The sequence below is a fragment of the Flammeovirga sp. EKP202 genome, from assembly GCF_014534745.1.
Taxonomy (GTDB): domain Bacteria; phylum Bacteroidota; class Bacteroidia; order Cytophagales; family Flammeovirgaceae; genus Flammeovirga.
Genome location: NZ_JACVVP010000012.1, coordinates 100452 through 126824, shown reverse-complemented (window position 1 = coordinate 126824; position 26373 = coordinate 100452). Strand labels below are relative to the sequence as shown.

The 26373-nt window shown below is 35.2% G+C and carries 19 protein-coding genes; 7 read left to right on the top strand and 12 right to left on the bottom strand.

From position 1 onward, the window contains the following. Positions 1-749: 749 nt before the first annotated feature. Entirely contained in the window at positions 750-2792 is a 2043-nt protein-coding gene (locus IC221_RS09820) for a PP2C family protein-serine/threonine phosphatase (RefSeq protein ID WP_188168802.1), read from the bottom strand. A gap of 227 nt (positions 2793-3019) precedes the next feature. On the opposite strand from IC221_RS09820, the gene IC221_RS09815 reads away from it, so the two are divergent. Further along, on the top strand, positions 3020-4513 hold the full coding sequence (locus IC221_RS09815) for a BamA/TamA family outer membrane protein (protein WP_044204580.1): 1494 nt from the start codon (positions 3020-3022) through the stop codon (positions 4511-4513). Here IC221_RS09815 and IC221_RS09810 read toward each other — a convergent pair. From IC221_RS09810 to IC221_RS09800, 3 genes are all read right to left on the bottom strand, one after another. After that, the gene (locus IC221_RS09810) at positions 4510-4800 is read right to left on the bottom strand and encodes a helix-turn-helix transcriptional regulator (RefSeq protein WP_044204578.1); all 291 of its coding nucleotides are present in this window, start codon (positions 4798-4800) and stop codon (positions 4510-4512) included. The two genes, IC221_RS09815 and IC221_RS09810, sit on opposite strands and share 4 nt — an antisense overlap. An 82-nt stretch (positions 4801-4882) precedes the next feature. Further along, positions 4883-6175: a DUF2851 family protein gene (locus IC221_RS09805; RefSeq protein ID WP_188168801.1), complete on the bottom strand. Its 1293-nt coding sequence runs from the start codon at positions 6173-6175 to the stop codon at positions 4883-4885. 477 nt (positions 6176-6652) lie between these two features. After that, positions 6653-7060 (bottom strand): hypothetical protein, encoded by a 408-nt coding sequence (locus tag IC221_RS09800; RefSeq protein WP_188168800.1) that lies wholly within the window; start codon positions 7058-7060, stop codon positions 6653-6655. 274 nt (positions 7061-7334) lie between these two features. Here IC221_RS09800 and IC221_RS09795 point away from each other — a divergent pair, with 274 nt between their 5' ends. The 3 genes from IC221_RS09795 to IC221_RS09785 all read left to right on the top strand — a co-directional run bounded on the left by IC221_RS09795 (position 7335) and on the right by IC221_RS09785 (position 10826). Beyond that, on the top strand, positions 7335-9413 hold the full coding sequence (locus tag IC221_RS09795; RefSeq protein WP_188168799.1) for a S9 family peptidase: 2079 nt from the start codon (positions 7335-7337) through the stop codon (positions 9411-9413). 160 nt (positions 9414-9573) lie between these two features. Continuing rightward, on the top strand, positions 9574-10113 hold the full coding sequence (locus tag IC221_RS09790) for a transposase (protein WP_188168798.1): 540 nt from the start codon (positions 9574-9576) through the stop codon (positions 10111-10113). 233 nt (positions 10114-10346) lie between these two features. Beyond that, positions 10347-10826 carry a Dps family protein gene (locus tag IC221_RS09785; protein ID WP_188168797.1) on the top strand — a complete coding sequence of 160 codons (480 nt, stop codon included), beginning with the start codon at positions 10347-10349 and terminating at the stop codon, positions 10824-10826. A 129-nt stretch (positions 10827-10955) separates the two neighbouring features. On the opposite strand, the gene IC221_RS09780 is transcribed toward IC221_RS09785, so the two are convergent. Genes IC221_RS09780 through IC221_RS09765 form a run of 4 tightly spaced genes read right to left on the bottom strand, consistent with a single transcriptional unit; the run spans position 10956 to position 17597 of the window. Further along, a complete protein-coding gene (locus tag IC221_RS09780; protein WP_188168796.1) occupies positions 10956-11930 on the bottom strand; it encodes a phosphodiester glycosidase family protein in 975 nt (324 codons plus the stop codon). A gap of 2 nt (positions 11931-11932) precedes the next feature. Next, positions 11933-13252: a RagB/SusD family nutrient uptake outer membrane protein gene (locus IC221_RS09775; protein WP_188168795.1), complete on the bottom strand. Its 1320-nt coding sequence runs from the start codon at positions 13250-13252 to the stop codon at positions 11933-11935. A gap of 19 nt (positions 13253-13271) precedes the next feature. Continuing rightward, a complete protein-coding gene (locus tag IC221_RS09770; RefSeq protein ID WP_188168794.1) occupies positions 13272-16619 on the bottom strand; it encodes a TonB-dependent receptor in 3348 nt (1115 codons plus the stop codon). A gap of 60 nt (positions 16620-16679) precedes the next feature. Further along, the gene (locus IC221_RS09765; protein ID WP_188168793.1) at positions 16680-17597 is read right to left on the bottom strand and encodes a FecR family protein; all 918 of its coding nucleotides are present in this window, start codon (positions 17595-17597) and stop codon (positions 16680-16682) included. Positions 17598-17765: 168 nt separating this feature from the next. On the opposite strand from IC221_RS09765, the gene IC221_RS09760 reads away from it, so the two are divergent. Then, positions 17766-18320: an RNA polymerase sigma-70 factor gene (locus tag IC221_RS09760; RefSeq protein ID WP_188168792.1), complete on the top strand. Its 555-nt coding sequence runs from the start codon at positions 17766-17768 to the stop codon at positions 18318-18320. 42 nt (positions 18321-18362) lie between these two features. Here IC221_RS09760 and obgE read toward each other — a convergent pair whose 3' ends face one another. The 4 genes from obgE to IC221_RS09740 form a co-directional block, all read right to left on the bottom strand. Beyond that, the gene (gene obgE / locus IC221_RS09755) at positions 18363-19472 is read right to left on the bottom strand and encodes a GTPase ObgE (protein ID WP_188168791.1); all 1110 of its coding nucleotides are present in this window, start codon (positions 19470-19472) and stop codon (positions 18363-18365) included. Positions 19473-19739: 267 nt separating this feature from the next. Beyond that, positions 19740-20312, bottom strand: a complete 573-nt coding sequence (locus IC221_RS09750) for an adenylate kinase (RefSeq protein WP_188168790.1) — start codon at positions 20310-20312, stop codon at positions 19740-19742. 180 nt (positions 20313-20492) lie between these two features. Then, on the bottom strand, positions 20493-21017 hold the full coding sequence (locus IC221_RS09745; RefSeq protein ID WP_188168789.1) for an RNA polymerase sigma factor: 525 nt from the start codon (positions 21015-21017) through the stop codon (positions 20493-20495). Positions 21018-21258: 241 nt separating this feature from the next. Next, entirely contained in the window at positions 21259-23037 is a 1779-nt protein-coding gene (locus IC221_RS09740; RefSeq protein WP_188168788.1) for an ABC transporter ATP-binding protein, read from the bottom strand. Between the two features lie 320 nt (positions 23038-23357). On the opposite strand from IC221_RS09740, the gene IC221_RS09735 reads away from it, so the two are divergent. Further along, on the top strand, positions 23358-23879 hold the full coding sequence (locus IC221_RS09735) for a MarR family winged helix-turn-helix transcriptional regulator (protein WP_188168787.1): 522 nt from the start codon (positions 23358-23360) through the stop codon (positions 23877-23879). 66 nt (positions 23880-23945) lie between these two features. Next, entirely contained in the window at positions 23946-26354 is a 2409-nt protein-coding gene (locus tag IC221_RS09730; protein WP_188168786.1) for a 3-hydroxyacyl-CoA dehydrogenase/enoyl-CoA hydratase family protein, read from the top strand. The last annotated feature ends 19 nt before the right edge of the window (positions 26355-26373 follow it).

Below are 26373 nucleotides of genomic sequence, written 5' to 3'. Positions count from 1 at the left end.
AATAGCTAAAGGAGTGTAAATAATACTATGATAAGCCTCATTATGATGATGATTTTTATTATTCTTCTACTGAATTGACCTCTAATTATACCTGTTATTTTACTTAGAAATTTATTATGGGCTTTAATTTAGTTAGCCGTAACTGAAGTATAAACCGCAATGAAAAAGGGAGAGACGAAAAGGGAAGTTGTAAATAATGGGGAGTATTGATAGAAGTGTTTTTGCAAATAGCTTTAAGTTTCCAAGCTGCATTGTGTACTAAATTGTAGACTAAACTTTCTTTAACTTTCAATCCGTATTTCTACTAGATTTTATAGGGCCTACTTTCAAGCTTCCTTCTTCTTCATTTTTCCATTGATGAAAAACGAAGCAAAAAATCTAGGCTTAGAAGTCAAAAACTAAATTTCATTCCTCTCGCTTTTTGAAAGGATAACTCGATCAAAACTTCATCGTTTTGAGATGCTCAAACAGCAAAATCATTTTGACCGGCTCATTCCATGAAATTCTTAACGCTTTTCCCTTCAAGACCGGTTTAGATACTACTAAATGATTACCTGATTATAAAAGAAAAGGGTTTTGTAATTATCTTCTAAAATTCAGTTCTGTAGGGTCGTTGCATTGCAACGTCCTCGCGAACCACAATGCACTACCATTTATCCTTTACAAAAGGGATCACTATGATTAACGAAACTTTAGTTTATAATGTGTTGAGTGAGCAAATTTTAATAGAAATGAGGTCCCAAGCCTTTTTATAGACGGATGATCAATAAAGTGAAATCGTCATCCATTGCTTCTTTACCCATAAAATTATAGACGTCTAAAAGTATCTTATTAGCAATAATTTTTAGTGGTTCGTCTTTGCTTTTTTCAAGGATAGCTTTCATATAATCATAGCCATATTCATCAACTCCATTTTTACTTCTCGCTTCAGTAATACCATCAGTATAAAGAATCATAATATCTCCAGGCTGATAATGGATTTCGTGATTGTGGATGAATTTCTTGTAGGAGTTGTTTCTCACAATACCAAGTCCCAGTCCTCTATTGTCTAGGAAAGTAGCTTCGTTTGTAGCATTACTATAATATAATGTAGGGCAGTGACCTGCTCTCGCATAATCTACTTTTTGTAATTCAGTATTGATATGAAGATAAGTGGCAGTAATAAAAGTATCCCTTTGAATACAGCCTGTTAGAGCTGCATTGGCTTTAGTAAAGAACTCATCAGGTTTAATACCTTCTTCACGAGCCAATGAATGATAAATACCTTTCATCTGAGCCATGTTGAAAGCCGCTTTAGGTCCTTTACCAGATACATCGGCAATGATAAAGCTTACTTCATGGTCGTTTAATCGGTGCATGTCATAATAGTCACCTCCTACCACAATAGCAGGTTCCCAAGTAACATAAACTTCTATATTTTCATTGATTTCTTGCTTCTTCGGCATTAATGCTTCTTGCGTTTGTTTGGCAATTTGCATACTGTTTTTATAAACCTCATTCTTGACCGCATTGGATAATAGATCGAGGTTGAAAAGTGCAATGCCCGCTTGAGCAACATAGGTATTGACCGTAGACTGCATTACAGAGTCAATGGCGTTATGAAGTCTCTTCACTAAAACTAGAGAACTTTTGACTTCTGTGTCAACAATGATAGGAAGTGCAATAATAGAACGGTAATTTCTATTGACATTCTCCTTGCGGAAGTAAGGTTGGAAGTTGAGTTTGATGGGTTGAGAACCATTGTACTCGGCATCCTTTAGGTCTTGGTTGACCACAAGAATATCTTCTTTATCGATGCCATATATCACTTTCACATTGAAGTCATTATCTACAATCCATCCGGCATCAGCCTGAATACTTTTCAGTGAACTATGCAATAATACTTTATAAACATCAGTGTCTTGTTTCCCATCTCTTACCGCTAAACTTAGGTCTCTGAAACTGCTAATCTCTTGTTCTTTTTTCTCAAAAACAGAAGAAGTAGGCAAACTGAACAGCATAAATAAAGCTGCTGATACAGCATAAACAAAAACAAAGAGGAAAAGTGTAACAGGGAATAAGTTTTTGATTAAATCATCACTAATTAAAGATTGCTCATAAAAGTAAAATCTAAAACTTGCAACGAAATAACTAAAAGCCAACATGATAAATGCCAGCTTGAAAATACCTTGAACTTTTTGTTGGAAATTGAGATGAGGAACCCATCTTACATTAATCGAAATCATTAGAATCCAAATGATTAAAAATGCAATCGGGATTTTAAAATAGATATCATCAATAGTTCCAATTCTGATAAAGTGAGCAAGCATTGTTAATCCTAAAAAGATCTCAAATGCAAGCCATGTATAATGCGTGAATTGTGTTTGTTCGAATAATATGAGTTTTTTCCAGGTGACAAAAGTACTGATCAGTAATGTCATCAGAAGCGAAAACTCAATATGGAAAAAGATGGCATAGAGAAAAGGTAGGTTATATTGTAATTCATCCCTAAGCCAGGTGAGCAATAAATTGACTCCCATAGAAAGGAGTGTAGACAATAATGCAACGACAAAAATCTGCCACAATAGTCCTTGAAAATCCCGTTCTTTAGGCTGAAAATAAAGCCAAATCAGAAAGTAAGAAGAAATAATCCATATATTGAGTATTAATCCTTTTACAAATGATGGGAAAGGAGCATGTGCGATATTATAATCGGTGAGGTATTGTTCACGTACACCAATCATCAACAAGAGTATCCAACTCACAATACTAGCAATAGTACTGATACGCTTGATGCTCTTGTAATTGAACATATCGTTTATTTTTGTTGCCTTGTTAATAATAACTGTCTTTTAAATTTTAAAATACTTGGTATAATATGTGCCTACCTCTAAAAAGCATATTATATTAGTGAACTTAATTTTTCTAGAATCACTCTGAAGTTAATACAAATATAATTGACTAATTGTGCTTTTTCTATCTTTAGAGTGACAATATTAAACATACATATAAATGCTTGATTTTTTTATAGCAAGCCATAGTGAATAAATTAGAAACAAATATATATAGAACTCCCATTATTGCACTGTCCATTAAGGTGATTTTTTTGACTTTTTTGCTATCATTAACTCAACCTGTATGTGCACAAAATGACTTGCTACTCACGGGTTTAGACCAATTTGATGTAGATACGGTTGGATATGTACATATCAATAAAATTAATTTTGTAGGGCTAAATAAAACCAAACCTCAGATTATCAATAGGGAGCTTGATATCAAAGAAGGTGGACTTATTCCTAAAAAAAATATTAAACAGTATATCACTTCTGAAAGGAACAAAGTTTTCAATACTCAACTTTTTGAAACTGTAGATGTCATGGTCATCGAAGTGGAAAGTGATTCTATCAATATTGAATTCATTATGGTAGAGCGATGGTACACTTGGCCGGTGCCTCTTATTGAGTTGGCAGATCGAAGTTTTAATGAGTGGTGGAATAATAGAGGGGCAGACTTAGGAAGGATACAATACGGGTTGGATTTCAAACAACGTAATATGCGTGGGCGAAATGAAACATTGGATATTTTGATTGAGTTGGGCTTTTCAAGACAGTTCAGTATTGGCTACTCTTTCCCCTATATTGATAAAAAACAAAAGACAAGCTTGTCTTTCGCAGGTTCTTTTAAAGAAGAAACTACGGTGGCTTATAAAACAGAAGACAACATCTTTGTGGAAGTAGAAAAAGATACTGAAGTTTTAAGAAGATCTTGGAATGGTATTATCAACTTTGGAAAGCGATATGGTTTTTATGATCATCATAATTTTTCATTGAGCTATGATCAAGACCAAGTAGCGGATACCGTTGCAATGCTTAATCCAGACTTTTTCCTTGAGGGAAGAACAAAGTTGAGGTACTTTACATTGGGGTATACTTACACTAGAGATAAAAGAGATATTACAAGTTATCCATTGAATGGCTATTACTTGAAGCTCGGTATAGAGAAGTTGGGATTAGGAGTCTTTGATGACCTTAACGCAGTCATTATGGAATGGTCGGCTTATAAATTTATGCCTCTCGACAAAGTAAAAAGGTTCTATTACTCTATTGGTTTTGCGGGTAAATTAGGATTCCCTGAGAAACTACCTTACAATGAAATGAGGGCCATTGGTTACAAAAACTTATTTATAAGGGGATACGATAATTATGTGATTGATGGGCAAAACACTGCAATTATTAAAAATGATTTAAAGTTTAGAGCCTTATCTACTGCACTTAATTTTCAGAACATCATAAAATCAAAGCATGCCAAAAGAATTCCAATTGATATTCTCTTTAAGGCATATATTGATGCAGGGTATGTTTATTATCCAGGAGTAGATCCATCAAACGAAAGTTTAACCAATACACCTTTAATTGGGTATGGTCTTGGAATGGACTTCGTTACTTTTTATAGTTCAGTCTTAAAGCTTGAATACTCATTCAACAGACATGGACGTGGAGGAGGATTCTACCTTTATTATTTAGTAGATCTTTAGCCCATATTACAGTCGCAATCTTCCAAGCATGAAATAATGTTGACAACCGACTTCTCTTTCAAAGAATAATAAATATTTTTCCCTTCTCTTTGTGAAGACAAAATGCCTTTCAACTTCATATTTGATAAATGATGAGAGGTTAAAGATTGCTCACAATTTAATTTAGCACAGATCTCACTTACTGATAAACGATTCGTACAATCTAATAATTCTAAGATTCTAAGCCTTACAGGGTGTGCAATAGTTTTTAATATAAAAGCAGCTTTTTCTATCTTATCGTGTTCCATAATATATTCGATTAAGTAAATACTTGGATGATGGAAAAAACAAATATACGCACTTATGATTACATGTTCATGTATCGAAGTGTTAATGCTTATTTTTACTGTTCAAAACCTGAACGCCTAAGCTGCATTCTAAGCACCTGTTTTTTTGACAATACTGAGTATACAACTCAATCAATCCTTGAGAATCTAAAGAGGAGTTATTTTTAATGGAATACCCTTTCCATAGTTTCGTGAACTTATTGTTTTCTGGGGGAATAGCTTCTAAGAGTTGAATTGCTTTTTCTTTATATCGACTTTCATTTCTATCTGTTCCGTAGGCAAATTGTAAGGGAACGACGACATTGACCAATAAAGATTGTAGTGCAGACTTGCCAATAAATGCACTAATTGGTTTTTGAGAAGTTTTACCAAAATGATAGTGAGAGTGCCAGTACTCTGAGGTGGGATGCTGCATGAATCGGATAAAGCTTTCTAAGGAAGAAATATGTAGAAATGCAGAACACAAATGCGGAATATTGATGATAATACTAGAAAGTTGAGCAATACGGATAGTTGGAAAATTAGCAGGACGTAATCTTAAAAATTTCCATTCATGTAAAGACATTTCCTTTTCCTTAATGGCATACTTGTGACTCAGAAACTTATATTCCCGATGAAGTTTTTTCATATATGGTGAATTAGCCTCATCAGATAAAAAGCCAGCACTACCAAAAAGAAACGCTTCCACTTGAATGGGTTGATACGCATGAAGTTTTAATAAACGGATAGGAACAATCGAAGACAAGCGTTGAAAGGCATCATTATTTACCTTGAAACCGAAATATTCTGCCAAAGTTCTGTAGGTACATTCTTCCCAATCTCTATTTGAAAGCTGGAGTTGTTGAAGTATTTTCCCTGCTTTTCTTTCGATTCTCTCTAAAAAAACACGATCCAACATCGCAAGTTTGTGAAGACGAGAAACATTTTCCAATTGTTGACCACATGCAATGACATCATCATTGAGACGAAAAGAAGCATAACCTTCTTGTATTTTTGGGTCAACACAATTTTTAATGCTTAACGTTGGTATCAAGGAGTGATCTTTTCGGAAAACATTAAAATCATTTTCCCAAACAACATGAAGGACTACATTATCATAAGCACGATTTTGAGAATGTTGATGCTTTTTCCAATCAGAAGCTTTTACATGGATCTCAATATTGCCATGCCATTCTATACCATTGATGCGTAAATGGGCATTTAAAAAGTCAGGGCCGGCATCATGGTTTTGTAACCCCGTAGAGATGATTTCAAGGTTTTCATTTTGATCAGTACGTAACTGAATAGACTTGAAATATTGGAATTTCCAGATGAAGTAAAGAAAGTCTTCTTTCATGAGAGAATCGTTAGCTTGAATCGTTATAATTTGAGTTTACTTTTTTCTAAGAACTAAGCTAAAAAAAGCATCATCGTTAATGCTTATTTATTTTGTCTTAGTACTTCTTACATCGTAAACGAAATTATCATTAACCTTTCTACAAGCATTTATAGGGTCTACTTTCAAGCTTCCTTCTTCTTCATTTTTGTCTTGAAACAAAAACGAAGCAAAAAATTCAAGGCCAAGGAAAGCAGTACCAAACGAATTGGGTAGAAAGTCCACTGGCGCGAATGTTAAGCGATAGCGTCATTCGTGCCCTACAGATCAACAGAAATCTCCTGATTTCTAGATACCATAAATATTCGAAAATTTAGTTTACACTGTACTTATCAATCAATATAAAAAAGAAAAAGCCAAGAGGCAAACAAACCCCTTGGCTTCATGAGTGTTATGAATATATGATAGTCATCGGAATACGGATATTCCAAATCTTTTTTATTTCATTCGAGCGTAAACTAATACTTTACGTTGTATACGTTCCATGTCTTCTTTACCTAAATTTGTAACTCCTTCTTCAAGAGCTTTAAAATAAGTTTCAGTTGCTTTTTCAACATTGCGAGTTCTAACATAATAATCTCCTAAAACTTCTAATGTTAAAGCATTTTTATCTATTGTGATTGCTTTATCAATCCATTGTTTGGCCATTTCTAAATCACCATTCCAGTTGATTGTAAATAAAGCTGCATCTTTTAAAGTAACCCAATCATTTTTATCTGCTTTTTGAACCTTCTTTATAAGCATTGCACTTTTTTCATCGTTTGGTGCTTCTAAATCTGATGTATTTGCAAATACTGAAACAAAACTTGAGATTAATACTGTAAGCGTTAAGAAAATAGTTTTCATGATGTTTATGAATTATGTTTTTGAAATTAATTTGACACACTAACAATTATTCTATATCTGTGCCATAAAAATATAAGCAACTGAAAGTCAGTTAAATATGTTGGTAATTGTCACTTTTTAATTTAAAATCACGTTCGAAAACGAACAGTAAATACACTGTTTGAACAGCTAAAGTGTTCATTTTCAATAAACTTAGGTTTTACAACATAAAAGGTTACACGAATGACCTACTTATTTTAAGATCTGATTATTTTTGTAGGATAAAGACATAAATATGAATAAAAATATCCAACCCCCTATAGCTCGCAAGGAGCCTAAGACATTAGAGAAGCATGGTGACCAAAGAGTTGACCCTTATTATTGGATGCGAGATAGAGAAAATCAAGAAGTAATTGATTATCTCAATGCCGAAAATAAATACATTGATGATGTAATGTTTGAACACAAGCAATTCGAGAAAGATTTGTTCGAAGAGCTAAAAGGACGTATTCAAGAGAAAGATGAATCTGTACCTTATAAAGCAAGAGATTACTATTATTATGTACGCTATGTGGAAGGAGGGGAGTACCCGATTTACTGTCGTAAAAAAGGGACGTTGGAAGCCGAAGAGGAAATTCTAATTGATGCTAATATTGAAGCAAAAGATCAATCTTATTATAAGATAGGAGGGATGACTGTAGGTGAGGATCAAAATAAAGTGGCCTACGCAGAAGATATTGTTGGAAGAAGAATATATACGATTCGTTTCAAAGACCTTTCTACAGGTGAAAATCTAGAAGATGTTTTAGAAGAAACAACAGGTGATGCTGTTTGGGCCGCTGATGGAAAAACAGTTTTCTACACGACTCAAGACAAAGAAACATTACGTCCTGATAAAGTATGGAGACACACTTTAGGTACTCCTCAGTCAGAAGACGTAGTGGTTTATGAAGAGAAAGATGATACATTCTGGATTGGAGTTAGAAGAACAAAATCAAGAGAATATTTAGCCATTGAATCGGGTTCAACACTAACGACTGAAACAAGAATTTTAAAGGCAGACGACCCATTTGGAGAATTTAAACCTTTTATTCCAAGAGAAAGAGAACACGAATACAGCGTATCTCATTTCAATGGTCATTTTTATATCGTGACGAACTGGGAGGCCAAAAACTTCCGATTGATGAAAGTGGCAGAAGATGTGGATACTACTGATAAAAACAATTGGGAAGAAGTAATTGCTCACAGAACAGACACCCTTCTTGAAGGCTTGGATATCTTCAAGAACTTTTATGTAATTGAGGAAAGAAGAGATGGATTAGTACATATCCGTATCATTAAGTGGGAAGATGGATCAGAGCACTATTTAGATTTCGGCGAAGAAACGTATAGTGCATGGTCTGGAGCCAACCCTGATTTCAACACAGATATCTTACGTTTCGGCTATAATTCTTTGACTACACCTTATTCAGAATACGACTATAATATGGTGGACAGATCAAGAGTTTTATTAAAGCAACAAAAGGTTTTAGGCAAATTTGATCCACAAGATTACGAAGCAAAGCGTTTGTATGCTACTGCAAAAGATGGTGTAAAAGTGCCTATCTCTGTAGTGTATAAAAAAGGTTTTGAGTTGAATGGCCAAAACCCACTGTACATGACCGGTTATGGATCTTATGGCATTTCTTATGATGTTGCTTTTTCACCATCAAGAATCAGTTTGATGGAAAGAGGTTTCGCTTTCGCAATTGCTCATATAAGAGGAGGAGAAGATTTAGGAAGAGCTTGGTATGAAGACGGTAAAATGTTGAAAAAGAAAAACACATTTAACGATTTCATCGCTTGTTCAGAATTCTTGATTGAAGAAAAATATACATCTGCAGAAAAGTTTGTGATCAACGGTGGTTCTGCCGGTGGATTATTGATGGGTGCTGTTGTTAATGCTCGTCCTGATCTTTACAAATTCGTCATCTCAGACGTACCGTTTGTAGATGTAGTGACAACGATGTTGGATGAGTCTATTCCATTGACCACAGGTGAATATGATGAATGGGGAAATCCTAATGAGAAAAAATATTACGATTATATGCTTTCTTACTCTCCTTATGATCAAGTAGAGAAAAAAGGTTATCCACACATGTTGGTTACTTCTGGCTTGCATGATTCTCAAGTGCAATATTGGGAACCTACGAAATGGGTAGCGAAACTTCGTGAAGAAAGTACAAGTGACAATTACATTATGCTTAAAACAAATATGGAGGCAGGACATAGCGGTGCTTCAGGCCGTTTCCAACGTTTTAAGGAAGTAGCATTTGAATATGCAACAATCTTTGCTATTGTAGCTCCTGAGCAGATGGTGGCGATTGATCGATAAGAAATAAACGCAATAAATAATTTACTAGCGCAAGTCTTAAGCCGCAGGCGAGACTTGTGCTGGTATTTTTAAAAAGTCTGTAGACTTATAGCTCCACAAGAAAAGCTCACATGCTCAAAGTGGTGACATTAAAAACTAACTATTACAATAACGATTCAAAATGAGTAGAAAATTCAAAATTCTAGATCAGACTAAATGCTATTTTGTGACCCTAACTGTAGTTCATTGGATTGATGTTTTTACAAGAAAAGAATACAAAGACATCATTATTGATAGTTTGAAATACTGTCAAAAAAATAAAGGCTTAGCATTACATGCATACGTGATCATGACTATACATCTTATCATATCGAATAATGAAGATAATAAGCTGGAATATATCCTTAGAGATATGAAGAAGTTTACGTCTCTTAAAATCATCAATGCAATTAAAGACAATCCTGGTGAGAGTAGGAAAAAATGGTTGATTTGGATGTTTGAAAAAACAGGTCAAAGAAATAATACCAGGTATCAATTTTGGCAACAGCATAATTGCCCAAAAATGCTCACGAGTTCTGAGTCACTCTTTCAAAAGATAAATTATATTCATGATAACCCTGTAAAAGAGGGAATAGTCAATGAACCTGATGAATATCTGTATTCAAGTGCAGGAAATTATTCTGGTAAAACCTTGAAAGTATTGGATGTTGAGCTTATTTAGACAAAGCTCTACATTATTTCTTTGAAATAGTTTATTATCTAAAAGTCTTCAGACTTTTTACAGATGTCAGCACAAGTGTCGCTATCGCTTAACACTTGCGCTAGGGGACTTGTGCTTTTCATGTTTATAGTTTTTTATTATATCTATATAAAAACATATTATTTTTATTTATAACTTAAATCCGCCACCTTTGTAATGTAATCAATCAGAAACAAATAAAAAAAGATATAAACATGAATACAACAGCGTTAAACATTATCGGAATTGATGTAGAAAAAGCATCTGAACTAGGACAAGGATTAAACACATTATTAGCCAACTTTCAATTGTATTACCAAAACCTTAGAGGATTACATTGGAATATTCAAGGTAAAAACTTTTTCGAGTTACACGCTAAATTCGAAGAATTATATACAGGTGCAAATGATCGTGTGGATGAGATAGCGGAAAGAATTCTAACATTAGGAGTTCAGCCATTACATACATTCTCAGATTATTTAGAGGCTTCAGAAATTACACAAGGTAAAAATATTACAACAGATATAGCATCAGTAGAGTTGGTGGTAAACAACTTATCAACATTATTGAAAATAGAGAGAGAAGTAATTGAACAAGCGTCAGACGCTGGCGATGAAGGTACAGTAGCATTACTTTCTGAGTTGATCAGCGAGCAAGAGAAGACGATTTGGATGTTGGCGGCTTGGTTGAAATAAAATTGATATTAGAATAGATTAGTTTTAAATAGCAAAAAAAGCAGCTAAATTTTAGCTGCTTTTTGTTCCTAATTTAATTTTCAAAATTTATTATCGTCTACATATTCACTAACGATTTAAGTGAAATCTTTACGGAAGGATCGCAATACCGTTTAATAGCGGTCTTAATCCTTCGTGGTTAATAGTTCCATCCTCGTTTTTACTTCCTGAAGGATAATTGACAACACCATTGCCAGGGAAATCTTTCACCCACATGGTTGTTGAACCTCCTCCATCTAAATTCAAAGCATCTTCACATCCTAAATAATCATACATCAATTTTGTGACTTCAGCACAAGACATACCTTCTGCTTGTTGTGCTCTACCATCGATGGTTACCATCACAATTTTATTTTCTCCCACAAAACCAATTGCAGTTCTTGGATGTCTAACTCCTTGATGACGATATGGATTTTCATAATCCAATGTATTTAAAGAGTCAATTGTTGATGGTACTTCTGGTAAATCAGTCGGTACAAAATCATATCCTACAGGAATTCCATGTTCGATCAACATCGGTGAACCTGAAATCACATTTTCAACAGGAAGGTTTTGATATACGGCTCTATTTCCTCTAAGAATACCTATGTTTTTTCTATCATTTGAAAAGTAAAAACACCCTTCTTCTTTCCAAGAATAGATATGATCAAATGGAAGAACATTAGTTTGTAATACCTCTCCATCTACTTTTACAGTACTAATCGTACGGTCGTGACCTTTCTCTCTAAATGCATCAGCGTAAGTGGCGTTAATACCGGCAATAGCATCTACACGCATACTCATTGAATCAATAGTCATATACCGATCTAAATCATAGACATGGGAAATGGCTAATTTTTTATCTGATTTATCAAGGTCAATTTCCAAAACATTGATGGATTGTTGACTTTTGAAATCATCGATATATCCTAAAAAGGATTTTAACACGATGCCCTCAGCTATATTTTTTTCTTCCCAAGTCAGTGATTTTGTTGGAGTCACCTCTTGGGTGATAGCATGTCTTTGAATTTGAGCCATTCCCACTAAGGGGAATAGACTCAATAAGAATATTGTTAACTTTTTCATGATTAATAACCAGGGTTTTGCTCAAGTACACCTTGAGATAAGTTTCTTTGAGATGCAGGAATTGGTAATAAATATTGGTTCTTATTCTGAATGTTAGGAAGGTTGATTGCCTTGTCCGTTCTGATAAGATCATAAAGGTGCATTCCTTCAGAATAGAACTCTCTTTGACGTTCTTCTAATACAACATCAACCCATTCTTTACCTGCAATATCTGATGCATTTAGCGGACTTAACCCTCTGATTTCTCTGATTTGATTCAATCTTACAAGCCCTTCAGAAGTACTTGAAGCAGTTTCGGCACTTGCTAGAATAGCTTCAGAAATTCTGAAAATGATAATGGGCTGAACACTGTGGTATTTAGAAACAATATCATCTTGAGTATCATTGTCAATCACCTGCATGTTGACCTCTTTTCGCTTGTCCTCCTCTTCAAAAAGATTTTGGATAACATCTTGAGAAGGTCTGACGAAGTAAGAACCACTCCAATCCGTACCATAAGGCCAGAACAATTGAGAGAAACGAGTATTTTGCTCTTCCACTCTGTTGCTGAATGCAAAAATGACTTCGTTACTATTTTCAACCGCTCTGAAAATTCTACCGTAATCAGTATCTAATTGGAATAAATCACTGTTGATTACTTGCTCAGCAAGAGTGTGAGCAGTAGTATGATCGCCTTCCCAAAGTGCAATTCTCATTCTTAACATTTTTACGGCCTCAACTGAAACATAATGTGTCGCACCATCAAAAGAGTTAAGGCTTTCTTGAGCATCTTCTAAATCCTCGATAATAGCTTCAATGATCTCTTGTTCTGTATTTCTAGGTAAGTTTTCAGTTGTATTTTCTCTGATTAAAGGTACTCCACTGAAATTCACCATTAAATTATAATAAGACAATGCTCTTAAGAATAAAGCTTCCGCTCTAATGCTTCTATTGGTTTCATTATCTGTAATCATACCATTGTAAAAGGCATTGATGATCACATTAGCATTATAAACCGTTTTGTATTGTCTTGCCCAAATACCATCCGCAGTGGGTAGGTTATCGTCAATGTTTGTTCCTCCAAGGATCAATTTACCCCAAGTAGAATTCATACCCGATAAGTTGGTATAATCATAATTACCACCACGAGCATCTGCAGTGAAAAATTGATCTCTATCTGGCGTTGCTTGTCTAAAAGCACCGTTAAGGAAGAACTGGTAGTTACTATCTGAGATTTCATCCGGAGCAACAGCATCAGGAGGACTAACATCTAGATAATGATCACAAGAAAATGAAGTTGCCGCAAAAAGGGCAATTGTTATATATTTGATTAGCTTTTTCATTTTTTCTAATTGGTCGTTTTTAGAATTGTAAGTTCAATCCGAAAATGATACTTCTTGGGTTAGGTACTTGAAGGAAGTCAACTCCGTAAGACTTTGCATCTAAAGAAGAAGATGCGTCTGGGCTAAATCCACTATACTTTGTGAATGTATAAAGGTTTTGACCTGAAACTGAAATCTGTGCTCCTCCTAATCCTACTTTTGAAGCAATGTGATTTGGTAAGTTGTAAGCAAAAGTGACGTTCTGAATTCTTAAGTAAGAACCGTCCTCGATGTAGTAATCTGAGAACAAGTGGTTCTGACCACCTTTTGTTGCTCTTGGAACGTCGTTGCTTGTACCTGGACCAGTCCATCTGTTTTCATAGCTCGATCTTAGCTGATTGTAATCCATTGCACCCATGTGATCTGAATCTCTTCTCCAGTCTGCTACCACATCATTACCTACTGAGAATGTAGCTAAAATCGATAATGAGAAGTTTTTGTATTTGAATGTGTTGGTCAAACCACCATAGAAATCAGGCAAAGCAGAACCTGTCACTTGTCTGTCTTCATCATTGATGATGCCATCACCATTCAAATCCTCGTATCTGAAATCACCAGGACGTACACCTTGAGCATATAATTTCTCTGGAATTTCGTCTACTGTTTGATAGATACCATCCGTTTTTACAGTGTAGAATGATCCAATTGACTCACCTACTTTTAATACGTTCCAGCTTCCGTATCTGTAAGGACTATCATCAACTAATTGAGTCACCTCATTTCTGATTCTAGAGATGTTAAAGTCTGAAGTCCATGAGAAATCTTTGTTTTCAATGTTCACCGTTGAGATATTGATTTCATGACCTGTATTTCTCATTGAACCAATATTTACCGTTTGAGTAGTGAAACCACTTGTAGCCAACGTTGGACGGTCAAATAATAAATCATGAGTATCCTTGATAAAGTAATCATAAGTCACTTTTAAACGACCATTGAACATCATTAGATCAGTACCAATGTTGAATTGTGTCGCAGTTTCCCACTTCAAGTCTGGGTTACCAATGTTTGTAACCATCATACCTGTACCTCCATTGTAGTTGTAACCACCAACAGCAGTAGGGATATAACTGAAGTTTCCGATACCTGCTTGGTTACCTGTTAGACCATAACTTGATCTAATTTTCATAGAACTGATTGCTTCAACTTCGGGGAAAAAGTTTTCGTTTGTCGGTACCCAACCTACTGATGCCGATGGGAAAACACCGTAGCGATTACCTTGAGCAAATTTTGATGAACCATCATATCTTACATTGGCGTTTAATAAGTAACGGTCATCGTAGTTGAAGTTTGCTCTAGAGATAAATGAATTCAGGTAGTTGTATGAAATAGCTGCCGTTGAGGTTGTATGTGTTGCAGATCCTAAGTTAGTGAAATCATCAGAAGGGAAGTTTTCACCATATCCTTGCACATATTTGTTTTGGTAAGAGTTAAAAGAGTGACCGCCCATTAATGACATATTCATTTTACTGAAAATCTCTTTATTGTACGTCATGAAATTCTCCATCAATAAACTATGGATATCATCTGATCTCTCTGTTCTTTTACCCATGCCATATGCATAAGGGTGCAACATACTTTGGTGGTTGTAAGAATTGACATTTCTAGTCTCACTGTTTACCGTCGATCTGAATTTTAATCCTTCCGCTAATTTCGCTTCCGCAAAGAAAGTCATCAAGTTCATCACATTCTTATTGACCGTCTCTTCATTTTCTAATACTTGCACACCATTGTGTCTTAAGATATGCTGACCACCAATGGCATAAGAACCATCTTCTAAATAAGGACTGTCATAAGGTCTTTGTTCGATAGCTCTTCTCAATACACCTGTACCAACATTACCATTGGCTTGTGCATAACCTGTTGATTGAGAGATGTTCATCAAAGCACCCACTTTTAACCATTTGCTTAGATCCATTTCCACGTTAGCTCTTAGTGAGAAACGCTCTAAGTTTGTACCAGGTAAAAGACCATCTTGATTGAAATAGTTGGCTGAGATGTAGAATAAATGATTTTCTCCACCACCTGAAAGGGAAATGTTGTTGTCGGTAATTAAAGCATTTTGATTAGTCACCATTCCCAACCAATCCAATGTTTGAGGGTTTTCAGGTACATTACCTAATACATTGTTGACATCTACAAAACCATTATCACCTGGCTTGAAGCCCATATCGTTGTTGTAGTTGTTTGAAGCTTCTCTTTGAAGGCTGATATAAGAATCAGAATCCAACATATCGATTGAAGTTGGAAGGTTTTGGAAACCTGTTTTTGTTGAGAAGTTTACTTTGATTTTTCCTTCATTACCTTTTTTCGTAGTAATCAAGATCACACCATTCGTCGCTCTTGAACCATAGATGGCAGAAGCTGCGGCATCTTTTAATACTTCAATAGACTCAATATCATTAGGGTTGATCATCGATAAAGGATCTTGGCGATAATCACCTACTGTAAGCGTCGAAGCAGAATTACTAGATAAAGGCACACCATCCACAACATAAAGAGGTTCGTTTGCTCCATTGATAGAAGATACACCACGAATCGAAACTCTTGATGCACTACCCGGAGCACCGTTACCTTGAATATTTACACCGGCCACTTGACCTTGTAACATTTCATTTGGTGATGGTGAAAGGTTAGTTTCTATATCGTCTAATTTCACAGTGGTGATTGAAGAAGAAAGGTCTCCTCTTTTCGTTTCACCGTAACCAATTACAACGACTTCTTCCAGTTCTTTAGAGTTTTCTTTTAGGAAAATCTCGATCGAAGTTTGATTACCAATACTGATGATTTGATCATGGAAACCTACGTAACTCACTTTCAATTCTCCATCGTTAGGTACTTCTAACATAAATTCACCATGAATATCAGTGATGGCTCCAATAGTGGTTCCTACAACCGAAACTGTAGCCCCTAAAATTGGTTCACCTTGTTCATCAAATACAGCTCCTTTGATTTTTTTTGTTTGAACTTCTTGTTGTTCAACTTTTGAAGAAGTGTTGTTTTTAATGATGACTGTATTTCCAACAACTTGAATTTTTAAACCCGTTTGTTGAGTCAATTGTTGAATCACTTCTTCTAGTGATGTTCCTTCCAAAGAAATTGAAATCATCTGATTATCATCAATTTTCTCTGGATAAGCGAAATTCACACCATACGTTTCTTTAAGATTTACGACTACTTCTTTTAAAGTAGTTTCATCACTATGGTAATGAAAAGGGGCACTTAGTTTTAAGTGATTTTCTGCATTTGCCACAGAATTTTGGGCAATACAGAGTCCTGCCGATAGAATAAATACTCCTACCGCTTTTTTGGTTCTAGTAAAAAAATACATAAATTTATGGACGAGATTAATTAGAATAAGGCTTTTACTGTTGGCGCAGTAAGGCCTTTTTTATTTTAATTGGTATCTATTGTTAGATAATTTAATTAGATTTTTGTCTGTAATTATTCCAATCAATTGCAGAATTTCTTCCGCGGATTGTTTCTTGTTAAATGATGCTGTTATAATATCCTCGGAAGTAACTCCTTTCACATCCACCTGTATATTATAATTCCTCTTTATTCTTTTGATCACCTCAGTGATGGGCGAACTATTAAAGTTGATATCTCCACTTAACCAATCTATTTCATGTCCTTTAGGTTGAATTTTAATTAGGTTGGATTTTTGGTTTTTATTGAAGTTGTAAAGTTGATTCGGTGACATTTCATATTGATACGCCTCATTTGTCAAAGCCACTTTACCACTTGATAGATAAACTTGATCGTTAGTACTTTCAGGATAACTCCTAACATTAAAAACGGTACCCAACACTTCAACATTAACAGTGGCAGTTGCTACACGAAAAGGTTGATGTTTATTTTTAGTTACTTCAAAAAATGCTTCTCCTTCAAGATAGATTTCTCTGCTTGTTTCTTTAAACTTTTCTGGAACGGATAGCTTGCTCATCGCATTTAGGGTCACTTTAGAATTATCTTCTAAAATAATTTCTTTTGTTTCCCCAATTCCCGTTTGATAAGTAATCATCTGCTCTTGTTCTTTGTCATTCTTATTGATAAGAAGAGTAGTCATTACTAATACTAAAAAGGAAGCGGCTATACCACCGACAAATCTCCAATTGATGGTTTTGTTTTGTTTTTCCTTGGAAACAACTTGGTTATTTGACGTGCCCCAAGCTTTTTTCAGAAGGTCATACTCACATTTCAAAGTGAAGTTATTTTCTAATAATTGATTAAACTCTCTTTGTTCTTCCTCACTCAATTCTCCTGAAAGGCTTTTAGCTATTAATATATTTTCTCTGTTTTCTATCATATTTTTTGCTTCTCACTAATAGAACAAGAAAAAAGAACAGCTACCCCCAATCACTTTTTTCAATTTAACAGAAGGGTAAATCATGTAACATTAGGGTAATGATACAATGGATTGATTTAATGCACGGTTTCCATAGCTGGAATAAAAAAACAGTAGCTTTGTATTATAATGAAACTACAGCTAGAACCATTTTGGAGGTCATTTATCAATGATGATGAAAGGGCTTTCAAAGAGATATACGAAAAACTAAACCACAAATTACTTCGCGTTGCATCATCAATACTTCCTCAAGCAGATGCTGAAGATGTTATTAATTTATCATTTATCAAATTATGGACTAAAAGGAAGGAATTACCTCTTGATATTAATGTGGAGGCTTATATAACAAAGACAGTTAAAAATAATTCCATCAATTATTATCAGAAAAATGCAAGGAAAAACAACGAACAATTTTCCCATGTAAGTCTTGAAGAACATCAACATCCCACTTCTAATTCTACAGAAGATATTGTAATTAATAATGAGTTTGCCTTGATTTTGGAAAACATGATCGGGTCAATGCCAGAAATGAGAAGGAAAGTTTTTACACTAAATAGAAATGAAGGGAAGAGTTATAAATTGATTGCTGAGGAATTGAATATATCTGTAAAAACAGTAGAGAATCATATGGGTTTGGCGATTGCTCAGTTGCGTAAAGAGTTGATAAAGCAAAAATATCTTTAGAACAAAAAAGGCAATCTCTTTCGAAATTGCCTCTTATTATTTTTACTCCTCTTCATCTGACTCATTTTCCAAATCAATGCGATCTTGATAAGGATTGTAGTCTGCATCAGGGAGAGGTTCGTAATCTTCTTCTACAAACTCTTGTACCTCTTCTTCTACGCCGTCATTGATGGCTTCCCAGAGCATATCTTTTAGTTCAGGAATACCTTTCTGAACAAGAGAAGAAATAAATACATAAGGTATGCCTTCAGGTAAAGTTTCAGAGATCATTTCCTCTAATTCCTCATCTAGCATATCACTTTTCGTGATGGCTAAAAGACGGTTTTTATCTAATAACTCAGGGTTGTATTTCGTCAACTCATTGACTAATACCTGATAATCATGAGCTACGTCTTCACTATCGGCAGGGACCATGAAAAGTAAAACAGAATTACGTTCGATATGTCTTAAGAATCGAATACCCAAACCTTTTCCTTCTGCGGCTCCTTCAATAATACCAGGAATATCCGCCATAACAAATGAACGGTTATCACGGTAAGAAATTACACCTAGGTTAGGAACCATGGTCGTAAATGGATAATCTGCGATTTCAGGTTTTGCTGCTGAAAGTACAGAAAGTAAAGTAGATTTACCCGCATTAGGGAATCCTACTAGACCCACATCTGCCAATACTTTTAACTCAAGAATCACCCAAGCTTCTTGGCAGTCTTCACCCGGCTGAGCATAACGAGGAGTTTGGTTGGTAGCCGTTTTGAAGTTTCTGTTACCCAAACCGCCACGACCACCTTTCATTAAGATGATTTCTTGACCGTCCTCTGTTAACTCACAAAGTTTTTCACCCGTTTCTGCATCTTTGGCGATTGTTCCCAAAGGCACATTAAGGATAATATCTTCCCCTTCAGAACCACTTTTACCTGTACCTTGACCACTTTGTCCATTGTTACCATGAACATGTTTACGGTATTTCAGGTGTAATAAAGTCCAAAGTTGTTTATCAGCTTTTAAGATGATATGTCCACCTCGTCCACCATCACCACCGTCAGGACCACCCTTCGGTACGTGTTTTTCTCTACGAAAAGATACTGCTCCAGATCCGCCTGAACCTGAACGTGTGAATATTTTTACGTAATCTATAAAATTTGATGAAGCCATTTTTTCTATACTAAATGTCGAATAATAAGGCTTTTAAGAGAGGGGAGTGCACAGGACAAAAATGCATTGATGCAATACTCACTTTCAAGCCGAACTGCAAAGGTAGGGAAAGAACTTAAATCCTATCACTATTATTAACAACTGATTGGAATAAGAGTATAAAAACCAATGAATTAAATAATAAAATAAGAGTAGAATATTTTTTAAGCCAATAAAAAAGAGGTATTACCTGCGTAATACCCCTTCTTTGCAATATAAATATATTGATTATAAGCTATCGATAGCTGCACATAAGTTTGTGAAGATCTCTTCAATAGAACCTACACCGCCAATTGTTTTATATTTTCCTTGTGCTTCGTAGAAATTAGCTACTGGAGCCGTTTTCGTGTTGTATTCTTTTACACGGTTACGGATCAAGTCTTCGTTTTGGTCATCAGTACGACCAGAAGTTTCTCCACGCTTCAAGATTCTCTTTGTTAATTCTTCCTCATCAACGTCAAGAGCAACCATACCAGAGATAGCGATGCCATTTTCAGACATTAAACCATCTAAAGCTTCAGCTTGAGCAACTGTACGAGGGAAACCATCAAAGATGAAACCGTTACCTTCTTTGTTTGCTTTGATTTTAGAATCAATCATTCCGATCACAACCTCATCTGGCACTAATTGACCTTGATCCATCAATTCTTTCGCTTTGATTCCAAGAGGAGTCCCTGCTTTGATTTCACCACGAAGAAGATCTCCAGTTGACAAGTGAACAAGATTATACTTTTCTTTAATCATATCACTTTGTGTTCCCTTTCCTGCACCTGGAGGGCCAAATAATACAAGATTGATCATATTATTATTGTTTGTTTATTTGTTATTAAATATTACTCTGAGTAAGAGGACTCTACTCAGAAATGGCAAACATACAAAAATCAATTAAAGTTTTCTAATGAAATTAACTCTCATTTATGATTTCTAAACTTTCTACAACCGGTTTATATTGAACTATTAAGCATAAATTGGACTCTTGTTTTAGATATTAATATCCAATTCCTTCCTAAGAATACTTAAGGCTTTCGACATTCTTTTTTCAATGGCCTTGACACTGACCCCCAACCTCTCGCTTATTTCAGTATAGGTAAGTCCATCAATTCTATTCATTAAAAAAACGGTTCTACTTTTGTCAGGAATCTCGGAGATGGTTTTATTTAACGTAGATTGGAACTCATCAAGTTCCATTTTGTATTCAGGGTTTGTTTCTACTTCCCCATCTTTTTTGTTTTGTTTTTGCTCAAATTGAAGTACAACTTTTCCATGTTTAATATGGTTGAGCATTAAGTTATTTGCAATGGTATAGAGGTAAGTTTTTACAGTATCAAGAATTACTTTTTCTCTTGACTCCCAAAATTTCACAAAAGTTTCTTGAGCAATGTCTTCAGAAAGGTCGATATCGCCAATTTTATAGAAGATGAAACTCCTTATACTATCATAGTATTTATCAAAGAGCTCTTTGAATTCTTTCTCAGAGATTTTATGTATTTGGTTTTGAGTATTCAAATTTTAAAAAGATAGCGTTGTCGGCTTACAGGATATGTCAGATAATTTACAAATTGAAAATCAACTTTACATGATGTAAGCTAAAATTAATTTAAAATTAGGTCTTTACTTATAGCCATCATTAGACTATAAAAATTTGAATCATTATAACGGGTAAATCAGAACACCATTTTTCAGGTACTCAATGTTTAATTTGTCTTATGAATCGAAACAAATCTAATTAATAATTTGCAAATATTCTTTAATTATTGCTCTCTGATTGTTGTTGGTAAAGTGATTGATAGTGTCCTTCAATTTTAAGTAGCTCATCATGAGTTCCTTGCTCTATAATATTGCCTTCGTGAAGTACAATAATTTTATCTGCCAATTTTACAGATGAAACCCTATGAGAGATAATTACTGAAGTTCTATCCTTCATCACCTCTTGTAAATTGTTTAAAATCTCGTTTTCTGTATTGGTGTCAACCGCAGATAAACTATCATCTAAAATCAAAATACTCGGTGTACCCAAAATAGCTCTGGCTATGGTAGCCCTTTGTTTTTGTCCTCCGGATAACGTAATTCCTCTTTCTCCTACAATAGTGTCAAGACCGTTGTCCATATTTTGGATGTTGTCCCAAAGCCCCGCATTTTTAGTTGCTCTAATGATGTCTTCCTCAGTAGCATCTGCTTTGGCAAAAGCGATATTATTTCTCAATGTATTAGAGAATAAAAATACATCTTGAGGAGCCATATTGATTTGAGAACGGATGTCATGAAGATTCAATGTTTTGAGGTCATGATCATCTATCAAAATTTTTCCTTCTGTAGGATCATATAATCTAGAAATTAAGTTGGCTACAGTACTTTTACCTGAACCTGTTGTCCCCAAAATTGCTAATGTCTTACCTGTTTCTATTTCAAACGATACTTTATTTAATGCCTTGATCCCTGAGTCAGGATAGACTAAAGAAACATCTTTGAAAGTGATTTTACCTTTAATTTCAAAAGGTTTGTTGGTAGGTGAAGTGATTTCAGGTTCTATACTTAAAAACTCATTGATTCTTTTCTGAGAGGCGGCAGCTCTTTGTACAATACTAGTTACCCATCCTAATGATGTCACTGGCCAAGTTAAAAGCGTTACATACATGATGAACTCAGCGATAACGCCTGGTGTAATGGCTCCTTTTTCAACTTCTAAACCACCTACATACACAGTTAAGATTGTACTTAACCCAATCAAAAAGAGCATTAACGGGTAAAACATAGAGTTTACTTTCGCTAATTCTAATTGACGATCTTGGTATTCTTCAGCAGTAGCAGTGAAGTTGTGGAGTGATTCTTTCTCTCTGACAAAGGCTTTTAATACTCTAATACCTGAAAATGCTTCTTGTACAAAAGTTGACATGGCAGACAATTGCTGTTGAATCAATTCAGACTTTTTATTGATGATATTATTGACAAAATAAATACTGATAGAAAGTAATGGAAGAGGAAATAAGGCCCAAATTGTCAATTCCACATTGATGCTTGCCATGATAGAAATAGTCAATATGAAGGAGATCACCATATTAATACTATACATAATGGCAGGTCCCAGGTACATTCTTACTTTACTGACATCTTCAGAAATTCTGGCCATCAAGTCACCCGTATTATTTTTTCTGTAAAAACTTAAAGGTAGTTTTTGGTAATGTTCAAAAATGTCATTCTTCAAGTCAAACTCAATTAAACGAGACATCACAATGATAGTCTGACGAACAAAGAATAAGAATATTCCTCTCATAAACGCCATACCTACGATTACACCACCATAAAGCAATACGATTTGGAAAAATTCATTAATGTAACTGTCATAAATGCCACTTCCTTTCAGTAAAGTTTGTGTTTTTAAGGTGTCTACAACTAAGTCTAATGCATAGCGTACCACTTGTGCCGGGGCAATAGCAAATATGTTGGAGATAATCATAAAAATGATCCCCAATGTTAACCTAAAGCCATAGCGTATGATATATTTATTAAGATAAGCGAGTTCTTTCATTCAGCTTTCTATTGAAATTATTCCGATGTTTTTGATAAAAGTTGTTGTCACAACTAATATAGCACACAAATGTAACTAATTGTTTTAAACAAGCTCTGAAACCTTTATTTAATTGTATGTTTTGTAATAGATCTTTTGTGATAATTAATAGATTTCTAAATAAATTTTAATAAAACTTTTTTAAAAATGTTATGCTTGCATACTAAATATTTATATATTTGGAATTGAAGGAGAGGATAAGCGTATTTTAGACGTAAAATATTCCTATGCATCTCACCAATAACACAAACACACACACATCACAAAATTATTATGAAAGCATGGGCGAATTACGTAGAACTGAAAAAAAGAAAAAGTCGGTCGATTTAAGCATTAAAGCAACTTGGTTAGCAATTTCAAAAATGTACAATTTATTAGGTGCAGATTATGAAATTTCCCACTCCATCGGTTTTGTGCTTTTAAATATTGACCCTGTTGACGGAACTCCTGCTACAAAAATTGCTCCCTTGATGGGTATGGAGGCAAGAAGCCTTACTCGAATGTTGAAAAACTTTGAAGAAAAAGGACTCATTGAGAGGGTAGCAGACAAAACAGATAAACGAAAAGTAATTATTCGTTTAACAGATTACGGTCAGATGAAGCGTGAGATGTCGAAACAGACCGTAAAAGTTTTTCAAAGAAGAGTAGAAGAAAAAATTACTCCTGAAGAACTAGGAACCTTCTTTAATGTGATGGATAGCATTAACGAAGTAATCAAAGACCCGAAAGGGCAAATGTTTGATGAGATCAGAGATCAACTCAAAGGCTTTGGAATAACTGAGGAAAACGTGAATAAAAAGTAGTTTTACTTTCAAAGCGTTTACACCCAATTAAAATAAATACAATAAACAACACCAATCGGTAAACCGATGAAAAACAGAACTATCAATAAAGTGGCGGTTCTGGGTTCCGGAGTTATGGGATCTAGAATTGCATGTCACTTTGCCAATATTGGCGTAGAGGTATTATTGTTAGACATAGTGCCTCGTGAATTATCAGAGAAAGAAGCAGCACAAGGATTAACCCTTGAAACAAAATCAGTTCGTAATAGAATTGTTGATGATGCTCTAAAAACCGCTCTAAAATCTAAGCCTGCACCTATTTTTAAAAAAGGGATTGAGCGTTTAGTTTCAACTGGAAACTTCACGGATGATATGCCAAAAATCGCTTCATGTGATTGGGTGATTGAGGTCGTGGTAGAAAACCTTGAAATTAAAAAGAAAGTATTTGAACAAGTAGAACAACACCGTAAACCAGGTACATTAATAACATCAAATACATCAGGTATTCCGATGAAGTTTATGTGCGATGGTAGAAGTGAGGACTTCGTGAAAAACTTCTGTGGTACTCACTTTTTCAACCCTCCACGTTACCTACGTCTATTAGAAATTATTCCTGGACCAAGCACTGATCAAGATGTTGTTGACTTCTTGATGCATTACGGTGACGTTCATCTAGGAAAAGAAACGGTATTGTGTAAAGATACTCCTGCATTTATTGCCAACCGTATTGGTGTTTATGCAATTATGTCGGGTATGCACACTATTCAAGAAATGGGATTATCTGTAGGTGAAGTAGATAAATTGACAGGTCCTTTGATTGGTAGAGCGAAGTCGGCAACATTCCGTACAAGTGATGTGGTTGGTTTGGATACAATGGTGAAAGTATCGAACAACTTGCATGCAGGTTTGCCAGAAGATGAATCAAAAGAGCGTTTTGTTTTACCAAAAATCGTGAGCGAGTTAAATGACCGTCAGTGGTTTGGTGATAAGACAAAACAAGGTTATTATAAAAAGACAAAAGACGAGAATGGCAAAAAAGTTATTCTTGAATTGAATCTTGAAACATTTGAATACCAGCCAAAAACTAGAGCGAAATTCAAAGCACTTGAGGCGGTAAAAGACATTGACAACCTAAGAGAACGTCTTCCAATTTTACTAGGTTTTGAAGATAAAGCAGGTGATTTCTACCGTAAGACTTTCTATGACGTATTCCGTTATTGCTCGAACCGTATTCCAGAAATTGCAGACGAATTATTCAGAATTGATGAAGCAGTTGCAGCTGGTTTCGCTTGGGAATTAGGTCCATTTGAGACTTGGGATATTCTTGGCGTGAAAGAAACAGTGGAGAAAATGGAAGCTGCAGGTGAAAAGGCAGCAGCTTGGGTCTATGAAATGTTGGAAGCAGGCCATACTTCATTCTATAAAAATGAAGACCGCAAACGTTTCTACTATGATATTCCTTCTAAATCTTACAAAGTTGTTCCTGGTACAGAATCATTAGTGATGTTAGAAACATTACGTGGTGAAAATGTAGTATGGAGTAATGCAGGAGCAACATTATTTGATATTGGAGATGGCGTTTTGAACCTTGAGTTCCATACCAAAATGAATGCCTTAGGTGCTGAAAACCTTGAGGGGGTAAATACAGCAATCTCAATTGCGGAAGAGAAAGGTTGGAAAGGCCTTGTAATTGGTAATGAATCGGCCAACTTCTCAGCAGGTGCCAACCTAGCGATGCTATTTATGTTTGCTTGTGATCAGGAATATGATGAAATCAACTTGATGATTGCTCAGTTCCAGAAAACAATGATGAGAGCTCGTTACTCTTCAGTACCTGTTGTGGCGGCAACTTCTGGTCTAGCACTAGGTGGTGGTTGTGAGTTATCAATGCACTGTGATGCTATTCAAGCACATGCTGAAACCTATATGGGATTAGTAGAAGTAGGTGTTGGTTTGATTCCTGCAGGTGGAGGAACCAAAGAAATGGCACTTCGAGTATCGGATTCATTAAAAGAAGGTGATCCGGAGTACAACCGTCTGCAAGATGCGTTTATGAGCATTGCGACAGCAAAAGTGGCAACTTCAGCAGAGGAAATGAGAAACATGGGCTTTATGAATGCTCAATCTCGAGTAACTCTTAACCGTAAGCGTGTGATTGCAGATGCCAAAACACGTGTATTGGAATTGTCAGCCTTAGGTTATGCACAAGCTAATCCTAGAAGAGATATTAAAGTACAAGGCCGTGGCGGTATGGCATTGTTTGAGGCAGGTGTTGCAGGAATGCAATACGCACATTGGGCTTCAGACCACGATGCTAAGATTGCTCGTAAATTAAATTATGTGATCAATGGTGGAGATCTTTCAGCTCCAACTTTAGTTTCTGAGCAATATTTATTGGACTTAGAGCGTGAAGCGTTCTTGAGTTTATCAGGCGAGAAGAAAACATTGGAGCGTATCCAAAGTATTCTATTCAAAGGGAAACCTTTAAGAAACTAATTTTACTAATCACCATTAA

Coding starts and splice junctions, on each gene's coding strand:
- IC221_RS09740 (WP_188168788.1), bottom strand. CDS start 23,037: ATGAAAGAACTCGCTTATCTTAATAAATATATCATACGCTATGGCTTT.
- IC221_RS09750 (WP_188168790.1), bottom strand. CDS start 20,312: ATGATCAATCTTGTATTATTTGGCCCTCCAGGTGCAGGAAAGGGAACA.
- IC221_RS09805 (WP_188168801.1), bottom strand. CDS start 6,175: ATGAAAGAAGACTTTCTTTACTTCATCTGGAAATTCCAATATTTCAAG.
- IC221_RS09730 (WP_188168786.1), top strand. CDS start 23,946: ATGAAAAACAGAACTATCAATAAAGTGGCGGTTCTGGGTTCCGGAGTT.
- IC221_RS09775 (WP_188168795.1), bottom strand. CDS start 13,252: ATGAAAAAGCTAATCAAATATATAACAATTGCCCTTTTTGCGGCAACT.
- IC221_RS09785 (WP_188168797.1), top strand. CDS start 10,347: ATGAATACAACAGCGTTAAACATTATCGGAATTGATGTAGAAAAAGCA.
- obgE (WP_188168791.1), bottom strand. CDS start 19,472: ATGGCTTCATCAAATTTTATAGATTACGTAAAAATATTCACACGTTCA.
- IC221_RS09735 (WP_188168787.1), top strand. CDS start 23,358: ATGGGCGAATTACGTAGAACTGAAAAAAAGAAAAAGTCGGTCGATTTA.
- IC221_RS09780 (WP_188168796.1), bottom strand. CDS start 11,930: ATGAAAAAGTTAACAATATTCTTATTGAGTCTATTCCCCTTAGTGGGA.
- IC221_RS09810 (WP_044204578.1), bottom strand. CDS start 4,800: ATGGAACACGATAAGATAGAAAAAGCTGCTTTTATATTAAAAACTATT.
- IC221_RS09760 (WP_188168792.1), top strand. CDS start 17,766: ATGAAACTACAGCTAGAACCATTTTGGAGGTCATTTATCAATGATGAT.
- IC221_RS09795 (WP_188168799.1), top strand. CDS start 7,335: ATGAATAAAAATATCCAACCCCCTATAGCTCGCAAGGAGCCTAAGACA.
- IC221_RS09820 (WP_188168802.1), bottom strand. CDS start 2,792: ATGTTCAATTACAAGAGCATCAAGCGTATCAGTACTATTGCTAGTATT.
- IC221_RS09770 (WP_188168794.1), bottom strand. CDS start 16,619: ATGTATTTTTTTACTAGAACCAAAAAAGCGGTAGGAGTATTTATTCTA.
- IC221_RS09800 (WP_188168800.1), bottom strand. CDS start 7,060: ATGAAAACTATTTTCTTAACGCTTACAGTATTAATCTCAAGTTTTGTT.
- IC221_RS09790 (WP_188168798.1), top strand. CDS start 9,574: ATGAGTAGAAAATTCAAAATTCTAGATCAGACTAAATGCTATTTTGTG.
- IC221_RS09765 (WP_188168793.1), bottom strand. CDS start 17,597: ATGATAGAAAACAGAGAAAATATATTAATAGCTAAAAGCCTTTCAGGA.